Source organism: Aliiroseovarius sp. PrR006 (assembly GCF_010500215.1).
Classification (GTDB): Bacteria; Pseudomonadota; Alphaproteobacteria; order Rhodobacterales; family Rhodobacteraceae; genus Aliiroseovarius.
In genome coordinates, this window is the sequence record NZ_JAAGOY010000007.1 from 639,642 (window position 1) to 650,000 (window position 10,359).

9 protein-coding genes and 2 rRNA genes are annotated in these 10,359 nt (G+C 55.4%); all 11 read right to left on the reverse strand.

The window, feature by feature from the left end:
* Window positions 1–56: 56 nt before the first annotated feature.
* The 11 genes from rplQ to G0Q00_RS11670 all read right to left on the reverse strand — a co-directional run bounded on the left by rplQ (window position 57) and on the right by G0Q00_RS11670 (window position 9,995).
* Complete coding sequence (gene rplQ, locus G0Q00_RS11620) at window positions 57–485, reverse strand: 50S ribosomal protein L17 (protein ID WP_163039500.1); 429 nt, start codon at window positions 483–485, stop codon at window positions 57–59.
* Window positions 486–641: 156 nt separating this feature from the next.
* A complete protein-coding gene (locus tag G0Q00_RS11625; protein WP_163039501.1) occupies window positions 642–1,658 on the reverse strand; it encodes a DNA-directed RNA polymerase subunit alpha in 1,017 nt (338 codons plus the stop codon).
* 108 nt (window positions 1,659–1,766) lie between these two features.
* Window positions 1,767–2,156, reverse strand: coding sequence for a 30S ribosomal protein S11 (gene rpsK / locus G0Q00_RS11630; protein ID WP_133484925.1), 390 nt, complete (start codon window positions 2,154–2,156; stop codon window positions 1,767–1,769).
* Between the two features lie 15 nt (window positions 2,157–2,171).
* On the reverse strand, window positions 2,172–2,540 hold the full coding sequence (gene rpsM, locus G0Q00_RS11635) for a 30S ribosomal protein S13 (protein WP_108857343.1): 369 nt from the start codon (window positions 2,538–2,540) through the stop codon (window positions 2,172–2,174).
* Between the two features lie 289 nt (window positions 2,541–2,829).
* A complete protein-coding gene (locus G0Q00_RS11640) occupies window positions 2,830–3,408 on the reverse strand; it encodes an adenylate kinase (protein ID WP_163039503.1) in 579 nt (192 codons plus the stop codon).
* Window positions 3,405–4,757 carry a preprotein translocase subunit SecY gene (secY, locus tag G0Q00_RS11645; RefSeq protein ID WP_163039505.1) on the reverse strand — a complete coding sequence of 451 codons (1,353 nt, stop codon included), beginning with the start codon at window positions 4,755–4,757 and terminating at the stop codon, window positions 3,405–3,407. The genes G0Q00_RS11640 and secY overlap by 4 nt, the downstream gene beginning before the upstream one ends.
* A 106-nt stretch (window positions 4,758–4,863) precedes the next feature.
* Complete coding sequence (gene rplO / locus G0Q00_RS11650) at window positions 4,864–5,334, reverse strand: 50S ribosomal protein L15 (RefSeq protein ID WP_163039507.1); 471 nt, start codon at window positions 5,332–5,334, stop codon at window positions 4,864–4,866.
* A 134-nt stretch (window positions 5,335–5,468) separates the two neighbouring features.
* Entirely contained in the window at window positions 5,469–6,275 is an 807-nt protein-coding gene (locus G0Q00_RS11655) for a DMT family transporter (protein ID WP_239058423.1), read from the reverse strand.
* 156 nt (window positions 6,276–6,431) lie between these two features.
* A complete protein-coding gene (locus G0Q00_RS11660; RefSeq protein WP_163039511.1) occupies window positions 6,432–6,866 on the reverse strand; it encodes a hypothetical protein in 435 nt (144 codons plus the stop codon).
* A 103-nt stretch (window positions 6,867–6,969) separates the two neighbouring features.
* Window positions 6,970–7,084: ribosomal RNA gene (gene rrf, locus G0Q00_RS11665) — 5S ribosomal RNA — on the reverse strand.
* Window positions 7,085–7,163: 79 nt separating this feature from the next.
* Window positions 7,164–9,995, reverse strand: a 23S ribosomal RNA gene (locus tag G0Q00_RS11670).
* Window positions 9,996–10,359: the final 364 nt, after the last annotated feature.

The following is a 10,359-nucleotide window of genomic DNA, read 5'->3' on the forward strand; positions in this document are numbered from 1 at the left end:
ACAAAAACAAAAAACCCCGCACAAGGCGGGGCTTTTCTAATCAGCTTAGGCCGATCTTATTCTTCGGCGTCTGCAACAGCTTCTTCAGCTTCCAGACGGGCGCGGTCAGCAGCGCCTTTGGCGTCGGTGTCGCGGTCCACGAATTCGATGATCGCCATCGGAGCCATGTCACCATAGCGGAAGCCAGCTTTCAGAACGCGGACGTAACCACCCTGACGTTCAGCATAGCGCGGGCCCAGAACGTCGAACAGTTTTGCAACCAGAGCTTCCTGCTTCAGACGTGCCGAAGCCTGACGACGTGCGTGCAGGTCACCACGTTTGGCCAGCGTGATCATTTTCTCGATGATCGGGCGCAGTTCTTTGGCCTTGGGCAGGGTGGTTTTGATCTGTTCGTGTTCGATCAGCGAGCCAGCCATGTTTGCGAACATGGCTTTACGGTGTTCATGGGTGCGGTTCAGGCGGCGGTAACCACGAGCGTGACGCATTTTCTTAATCCTTCTTTGGTGCTCTTGAACGAGCGGTGCTTTGTCTGAGAACCGATGCGTGTCGGTCCCTCTCCTTGGGGCAGGATTGCCCAGATGTTCCCCACCAATGTGGGCATTTCGGGGGCCGCTCTACGCCGCCCCCGTAAACTTGTCAAATCAGAACTGGTCTTCGAATTTCTTCGCCAGCTCTTCGATGTTCTCAGGCGGCCATTCCTCGACGTCCATGCCAAGGTGCAGACCCATGCCCGAAAGCACTTCTTTGATCTCGTTCAGCGACTTGCGGCCGAAGTTCGGGGTGCGCAGCATCTCGGCTTCGGTTTTCTGGATCAGATCGCCAATGTAAACGATGTTGTCGTTCTTCAGGCAGTTTGCCGAACGAACCGACAGTTCCAGCTCGTCCACTTTCTTCAGCAGAAGCGGGTTGAACTCGAGACCATCGTCTTCGTCTTGACGGCCAGCAGCTTCCGGCTCGTCGAAGTTTACGAAGATCGACAGCTGGTCCTGCAGGATGCGGGCAGCGAAAGCAACAGCATCATCCGGCGTAACCGAACCGTCGGTTTCCAGCTTCAGGGTCAGCTTGTCATAGTCCAGAACCTGACCTTCACGGGTCGGCTGAACGTCATACGAAACTTTCTTGACCGGCGAATAGATCGCATCAACCGGGATCAGGCCGATCGGCGCATCTTCCGGCTTGTTCTTGTCCGAAGCAACATAGCCTTTGCCAGTGTTGACGGTCAGTTCCATGAACAGATCCGCGCCGTCATCCAGGTGACAGATTACGTGATCTTTGTTCAGGATTTCAATGCCAGCGGATTCCGAGATCGCACCAGCGGTCACAACCATCGGGCCTTTGGCCGAAATCGACAGGCGCTTGGGGCCTTCGACTTCCATGTTGATCGCAACACCTTTGAGGTTCAGAACGATGTCGGTGACGTCTTCGCGCACACCGGCAACCGAGCTGAACTCGTGCAGAACGTTGTCGATTTGAACCGACGTGATGGCGGCACCTTGCAGCGAGCTCATCAGCACGCGGCGCAGGGCGTTGCCCAGGGTCAGACCAAAGCCACGCTCCAGCGGTTCAGCAACAACAGTTGCCTGACGTGCGGGGTCGTTGCCCGGCTTTACGTCCAGCTGTGTCGGCTTGATCAATTCTGCCCAGTTCTTGTGGATCATGCGTCCCTCCATACTAGTCCTGTCCCCATGTCCAAAGGGCAGGACGCCCGAGGTTAAAATGACGGAAACCGGGCCTCGCTTCGTGCGGGGCCCGGCCGTAAAATGTTCTTATACGCGGCGGCGCTTCGGCGGACGGCAGCCGTTGTGTGCGATCGGGGTTACATCACGGATCGAGGTGATGTTGAAACCGATAGCAGCCAGAGCACGCAGAGCCGATTCACGACCCGAACCGGGGCCCTGAACTTCAACTTCCAGCGTCTTAACGCCGTGTTCCTGAGCTTTCTTGCCAGCATCTTCCGCAGCCATCTGAGCAGCATACGGGGTCGACTTGCGCGAGCCTTTGAAACCCATGGTGCCAGCCGACGACCACGAGATGGCGTTGCCTTGCACGTCCGAGATCAGGATCTTGGTGTTGTTGAACGACGAGTTAACGTGAGCAACACCGGATGCGATGTTCTTACGTTCTTTACGCTTCATGCGGGTCTTATCACGAGCCATTGGTCAAACCCTCCCTTATTTCTTCTTACCGGCAATGGCCTTTGCAGGGCCTTTGCGAGTACGTGCGTTGGTCGAGGTACGCTGACCACGAACAGGGAGGTTACGACGGTGGCGCAGACCACGGTAGCAGCCCAGATCCATCAGACGTTTGATGTTCATCTGAACTTCACGGCGCAGGTCACCTTCAACGGTGTAGGTTGCGTCAATGTGTTCACGAATGGCCAGAACTTCAGCGTCCGACAGTTCGTTCACGCGACGGGTTACGTCGATGTTCACAGCTTCGCAGATAGCAGCAGCCGAAGTATGGCCGATACCGGTAATATAAGTCAGGGCGATCGGGACCCGTTTATGGGTCGGGATGTTTACGCCAGCAATACGTGCCACGTAGTCTTTCCTTTTCGTTGCGGTTCCGTAGCTCCGGAACCTTTTTTCACAACGTAAGCCCGCCGGATCATTCCTAGCGGGCCGCGCTGAATTCTCTAGTCTGGTATGCGTTCGGGAGCGACCCTGCAGACACACCGATTCCCGTTAGGGATGGGGTGAGTTACTCGGGTTTGAACAGTTCGTCAACCCATCTTGGCACCAAGCCTTTTGAACACCCCGGCTTGGCCCCGAAAAACCAAAGCGCCGCGACAGAGCCGCGGCGCTTGGCAATTCATCAATGGCGTCTGGATCAGGCGCCCAAAACCTCGGCGATCTCGCCTTGCACTTCGTCGATGCTGCCCAGACCGTTGACCGACTTCAGATCACCTTTGGCCCAGTAATAGCCAATCAGCGGCGAGGTCTTCTTGTAGTATTCCATCAGACGGATCTTCAGGCTTTCCTCGTTGTCGTCGGCACGCACAGGCTGGCCTGCTTTGCGGGCTTCTTCGGCGCGGCCGACGATACGGCCAACCAGCACCTCGTCATCCACGCGCATTTCAACAACGGCGTCGAGCGTCTGATTGTGCTTCTTAAGAAGCGCACCCAGAGCATCCGCCTGCGGCAGCGTGCGGGGGAAGCCGTCGAAGATAAAGCCTCCGCCAGTGTCGCCTTCCAGCTTTTCCTCGATCAGGCCGATGACGATCTCGTCGGTGACCAGCTCGCCCGCGTCCATGATGGCGGCAACTTTCTTGCCCATCTCAGTGCCCGAAGCTTTGGCTTCCCGCAGCATGTCACCAGTCGACAGCTGGATCATGCCACGCTCTTCCACCAGCTTGGCGGCTTGAGTGCCTTTGCCGGCGCCCGGCGGTCCAAGTAGAATAATGTTCATCGGCGCGACGGTGCCTTCTTGCGTTTCTTGCCGCGCAGCTGAGACTTCTCGATGAGACCCTCATACTGGTGAGCAAGGAGGTGGGATTGAACCTGCTGGATCGTGTCCATGGTCACCGACACAACGATCAGAACCGAGGTACCGCCGAAGTAGAACGGAATGGCCAGCTGGCTGCGCAGGATTTCCGGCATCAAGCACACGGCGGCCAGATAGATCGAGCCGAGCGTCAGCAGGCGGGTGACGACATAGTCCAGATATTCAGCGGTTTTCTTGCCGGGGCGAATTCCGGGCACGAAACCGTTCTGGTTCTTCAGGTTGTCCGCAACCTCGTCCGTCTTGAACGCAACTTCTTTGGTGTAGAAGAAGGTGAAGAACATGATCATCGCGGTGAAGAACAGCAGGTACAGGGGCTGACCGGGGCCGAAGTAGGCCAAGATCGTCGACATGATCGGGCCGGACTGACCAGACGAGAAGGTCGAGATCGTGGTCGGCAGCAGCAGCAGTGCCGAGGCGAAGATCGCCGGGATAACGCCCGCGGGGTTCACTTTGATCGGCAGGTGCGATGACCCACCGTCATACATCTTCATGCCAACCTGACGGCGCGGGTACTGGATGTGCACCTTACGCAGCGCGCGTTCCATGAACACGACAAAGGCAATCACGGCGACCATCATCACAATCACACCGATGATCACAGCGGGGCTGATCGCACCCGAACGGCCCGAGGCTAGGAACTGTGCCAGAGCGGCGGGGATTTCAGCGACAATGCCCACGAAGATGATCAGCGAGATTCCGTTGCCGATGCCGCGTGCAGTGATCTGCTCGCCCAGCCACATCAGGAACATGGTGCCGCCAACCAGCGTAATCACACAGGCTGCAATAAAGAAAGAACCAGGGTTGGTGACCAAATCACCAGCTTGCAGCGAGTTCGCCAGCGCGAACGCCTGCCCCGTGGCCAGCAGAACGGTGCCATAGCGGGTGTACTGGTTGATCTTCTTGCGGCCTTGCTCGCCCTCTTTCTTCAGCTGTTTCAGCGGCTCCCACATGGAAGACAGAAGCTGCACGATGATCGAGGCCGAGATATACGGCATGATGCCAAGGGCAAAGACACCCATACGGCTCAGCGCGCCACCGGTGAACATACCCAGCACGCCGGCGATGCCGGATTGTGCCTGGTCCATGAACTCGCGCAGGGCGTTCGCATCAATCCCCGGAACGGGAATATACGTGCCAAGACGATAGATGATCAGAAGCCCGATCGTGAAGAAGATGCGCTGGCGAAGCTCGGTCGCCTTGCCGAAGGCGCTCCAGCTCATGTTCGACGCCATTTGTTCTGCTGCAGATGCCATAAGGCCCCCTTGGATCAAGTAAAACGCCGCCGGACCGTTCCCGGCTCCGGCGGCGCTTGAAAACGTGATTAGACATGTAAGACGCTGGGGCGCGCCTCACAAGGTCTTATTCAGCCGCAGCCGGAGCAGCGACGGTCAACTTACCGCCAGCTTTTTCGACAGCTTCAACAGCCGACTTCGACGCACCGGTCACGGTGATGTTGGCTTTGGAAGTCAGTTCGCCTTTGGCCAGAACGCGGATACCATCCAGCTTGCGACGGACCAGACCCGAAGCAACCAGAGTGTCCTCGGTGATGTCACCGGCTTCCAGTTTCTTCTCGTCGATGAACTTCTGGATCAGGCCCAGGTTAATCACAGCGAACTTCTTGCGGTTCGGCTTGTTGAAGCCACGCTTGGGAAGACGCTGGTAGAGGGGCATTTGGCCGCCTTCGTAGCCGTTGATGGCTACACCCGAACGCGACTTTTGACCTTTGATACCACGGCCACCAGTCTTACCGGTGCCCGAACCGGGGCCACGACCAACGCGTTTGCGGGGTTTGGTTGCGCCAGGATTGTCGCGCAGTTCATGCAATTTCATATCGCTTCTCCTTTGCCGGAACTGACCCCAGAAGCGATACGGGGCCAAACACGGCTTTTCTTGGTTTTGATTCTGTGACCGAAGGCCACCGGGGGCGTATAGACGAGCCTTCCGCGCGGTGCAAGCCTTTGGCGCTATTTGCGCGCGATCAGCCCAACGGCGATACCGCCCAACACAAGGACCGAGGCCGTGACCTCGCGCAGTCCGATGGTTTCGCCCAGCAGGATGACCCCCGCCCCCATGGCGATCACCGGGACCGAGAGTTGCACCAGCGCGCCGGTGCTAGCACCCAGTTGCGGAAGCACGCGATACCACAGCGCATAGCCAAGACCGGATGTAATGGCGCCCGAGGTGACGGCCAGAAGGATGCCGTGGGCCGACAGCGCTTCGCCCCAGAAGAACGGCAGCGTGACGATCAGCACGATGGGCGTGGCATAGATGAAATTCCACCCGGTCGCTTGAAGCGGTTCAACCGCGCGCCGCCCAATCAAGGAATAAATCCCCCAGCCAATCGCTGCTGCCGTCATCAGGATTAAAGGGAGCGCGGGTAGCTGCACGCCTTCAGACGGCCAGACCAAATAAGCGAGGCCAAGCATCGACACGGCCATGCCTCCCCACCTTAACGCCGGGATCCGATCCCCCGCCCGTACCGCGCCCGCAAACATCGTGACCTGCACGATGGCAAACAGCACCAACGCGCCCAGTCCTGCATCTAGCGCGACATAGGCGAACGAGAAGCCCAACAGGTATGTGGCCAACGCCCCGGCTGAGATCCAATCGGGCACTGGTCGCTTAGGAGCAACCTTCCGCCCTAACACCATCAACACCCACAACATCACCGCGCCCGAGATCACCCGGATTGCGGCGAAGCCAGCAGGCCCGATCGCGCCCTCGGCCAACCCCGCCCGGTTAAGCAGAGAGTTCGCCGCGAAGGCGGTCATGGTGAGGAGGGTAAAGAGAATGAGGCGCATGTTGTTCCCAGCATCAAAAGTGACATGCCGCTCAGAGTACCCTGACCGTTGCTCTTTGTCCCCCGATCAGTAATCAAGTCGTCGCGAAGAAGAGCGGGACGGCTAATGGGCCTCCACAATGAGGCGCTATCTCATTTGTCTTTCTACAGAGAAAGCTACGTCATCAAAGTAGGACATAATGCCTGCTTCGACTTCAACATGACTAGCCCTGAACGTCGCGGAACCAAACAAGAACTTATAGCGCGGAGTCGAATTAATTATGATCCAAGTTGTACCGTCATATGTATCTGTGCGGGCATTAACAGGATCAGTAAAAAACCAGTGCGTACATGGCTCGTCAGTTGGTTCTTTACGGCACTTCGCGCTCAATCGTGACCTCATGTAATTGTCGAACTCGGAAGACTGATCCTCGGATAGTATTCCCGGCAACAGGATAATCGTACTCGCCTTTGCGCCGCCATTGTGAACTGCAAAAACGAACATAAGAATGACTAGAAGAATACCAACAATCGGCACTCCAAATATGACTAATCCAACATAGCTTCTTTTGCCTTTTGTCATCACTTCCCCCCCCCGCACGCAAAAACGCCGCCAACGGGGATCCGTTAGCGGCGTTTTTGTATTAGTTATCGTTTATGAGAGTTTACTGATTGCTCTTTATTAGGTTTGGCGGTGACCTACTCTCCCACACCTTAAGATGCAGTACCATTGGCGCAACCGTGCTTAACGGCCGAGTTCGGGAAGGGATCGGGTGTTTCACTGGCGCTGTGACCACCAAACCGAATAAAGAGCAATTCCAAGTCAAGTTATACTGTGATGTATGCTTTTGATTATCCGTAGAACTGTCTTCTACTGGATCAAATCAAGCCTATCGGACCATTAGTACCAGTCAGCTGAACGTGTTACCACGCTTACACCTCTGGCCTATCGACGAGGTAGTCTTCCTCGGTCCTCAGGGATACCTTGTTTTGAGGGGGGCTTCCCGCTTAGATGCCTTCAGCGGTTATCCTGTCCGTTCATAGCTACCCAGCACTACCGTTGGCACGATAACTGGTCCACCAGTGGAACGTTCACCCCGGTCCTCTCGTACTAGGGGCAACTCCTCTCAAGTATCCTACACCCACGGCAGATAGGGACCGAACTGTCTCACGACGTTCTAAACCCAGCTCACGTACCTCTTTAAACGGCGAACAGCCGTACCCTTGGGACCTGCTCCAGCCCCAGGATGAGATGAGCCGACATCGAGGTGCCAAACACTGCCGTCGATATGGACTCTTGGGCAGTATCAGCCTGTTATCCCCGGCGTACCTTTTATCCGTTGAGCGATGGCCCTTCCACTCGGGACCACCGGATCACTATGGCCGTCTTTCGACTCTGCTCGACTTGTCAGTCTCGCAGTCAGGCTGGCTTCTGCCATTGCACTCAACGAGCGATTTCCGACCGCTCTGAGCCAACCTTCGCGCGCCTCCGTTACTCTTTAGGAGGCGACCGCCCCAGTCAAACTACCCGCCACACAGGGTCCCGGATCCGGATAACGGACCGCGGTTAGACATCAAACAGAACAAGGGTGGTATCTCAAAGGAGGCTCCCCAGAAACTGGCGTCTCTGGTTCAAAGCCTACCACCTATTCTGCACATGTTGTGTCTGATGCCAGTGTGAAGCTGTAGTAAAGGTGCACGGGGTCTTTCCGTCTAACCGCGGGAAGCCTGCATCTTGACAGGCAATTCAATTTCGCTGAGTCGATGTTGGAGACAGCGGGGAAGTCGTTACGCCATTCGTGCAGGTCGGAACTTACCCGACAAGGAATTTCGCTACCTTAGGACCGTTATAGTTACGGCCGCCGTTTACCTGGGCTTCAATTCGGAGCTTGCACTCCTCCTTTTAACCTTCAGGCACCGGGCAGGCGTCAGACCCTATACGTCGTCTTGCGACTTCGCAGAGCCCTGTGTTTTTAGTAAACAGTCGCCACCCCCTAGTTTGTGCCCCCAGTCAATACTTGCGTAGAAACTGGGCCTCCTTCTCGCGAACTTACGGAGGTATTTTGCCGAGTTCCTTCAACATCGTTCTCTCAAGCGCCTTGGTATACTCTACCTATCCACCTGTGTCGGTTTAGGGTACGGTCTTATAGGAGGGCTATTTCCAGGAACCTCTAAGCAGCCCATTCAATCCGATAAGGATGAACTACCTTCGAGATCCGTCACCACTCCACGGCCCAGGAATATTAACCTGGTTCCCATCGCCTACGCCTTTCGGCCTCGGCTTAGGGGCCGGCTTACCCTGCTCAGATTAGCTTTAAGCAGGAACCCTTGGATTTTCGGCGAGGGGGTCTCTCACCCCCTTTGTCGCTACTCATGTCATCATTCTCACTAGTGATCTCTCCACGGGATCCCTCACAGGCCCGCTTCATCGAAAGCTCCGATCCTCAAATGCATCCGAAGATGCTAATGAGGAATGGAACTATGTCACACTACGCTCTGCTACCGCGTGCATAAATGCACACCCTAAGCTTCGGCTCATGGCTTGAGCCCCGGTACATCTTCGCCGCAAGACAACTTATTTAGACCAGTGAGCTGTTACGCTATCTTTAAAGGATGGCTGCTTCTAAGCCAACCTCCTGGTTGTTTTGGTCGTCTCACCTGCTTTCCCACTTAGCCATGAATTAGGGGCCTTAGCTGTAGGTCAGGGTTGTTTCCCTCTCCACAACGGACGTTAGCATCCGCTGTGTGTCTGCCATATAGTACTTCCCGGTATTCGGAGTTTGATTAGGATCAGTAAGGCTGTGGGCCCCCATTACCCATTCAGTGCTCTACCCCCGGGAGTATTCGTATGACGCTCTACCTAAATAGATTTCGCAGAGAACCAGCTATCTCCGAGTTTGATTGGCCTTTCACCCCTAGGCACAGCTCATCCCGATCTTTTTCAACAGATGTGGGTTCGGTCCTCCAGTGCGTGTTACCGCACCTTCAACCTGGCCATGCCTAGATCACTCGGTTTCGGGTCTGATCCACCTAACTCATTCGCCCTATTAAGACTCGCTTTCGCTGCGCCTACACCTAACGGCTTAAGCTTGCTAGATAGACCAAGTCGATGACCCATTATACAAAAGGTACGCCGTCAGCCCTCAAGGGGCCTCCGACTGATTGTAGGCGTTCGGTTTCAGGTACTGTTTCACTCCCCTCGTCGGGGTGCTTTTCACCTTTCCCTCACGGTACTGGTTCGCTATCGGTCAGTAAGGAGTACTTAGCCTTCGAAGGTGGTCCTCCGATCTTCAGACAGAATTTCACGTGTTCCGCCCTACTTAATACGTCCAATCATGCTTCATATACGGGACTGTCACCCACTATGGTTGCGCTTCCCAACGCATTCTATCCACACTCATGGCTCGGCTGGTCCCCGTTCGCTCGCCGCTACTAGGGGAGTATCAATTGATTTCCTTTCCTCCGGGTACTTAGATGTTTCAGTTCCCCGGGTTTGCTCTTAAAACCCTATGTATTCAGGTTAAAAGTACCTGTTTCAGAACACTATAAATTACCGAAGTAATTATAATGAACTGTCAGGTGGGTTCCCCCATTCGGAGATCTCTGGGTATAACGGCTATTCTCACCTTCCCAAAGCTTATCGCAGAGTATCACGTCCTTCATCGCCTCTTACTGCCAAGGCATTCACCAAACGCCCTTCTCGCGCTTGATTTGATCCAGAAGAAGACAGACCTTTTGTTCATCTGCCGTCTTACCCCGAAGGGCAAACTGGACCAAAAGCATACTTTCCCGCGCTTCAAGCAATCCGAGCAGTGATGTCGGTCACCGCTCTACTTGAAGCACATTAAGATCTGATCTCTCAGATCTTGGTTAGTGTACTTGACTTGGACAACACCGTCGTTTCAGCAGCGATATCGAAGAAGGTCCGAGGAAAGGGACCTAAATCAACCGCCTTCCGAAGAAGGAACCGCTGAGGCAACCACCCACTTGTGGCACCAACAGTGTTGTTTATTGTATTCTCTCTAAACGATGTAAAAGACGTCCGATTGGACGGCTAAAAACCAAACTGGTTCTTA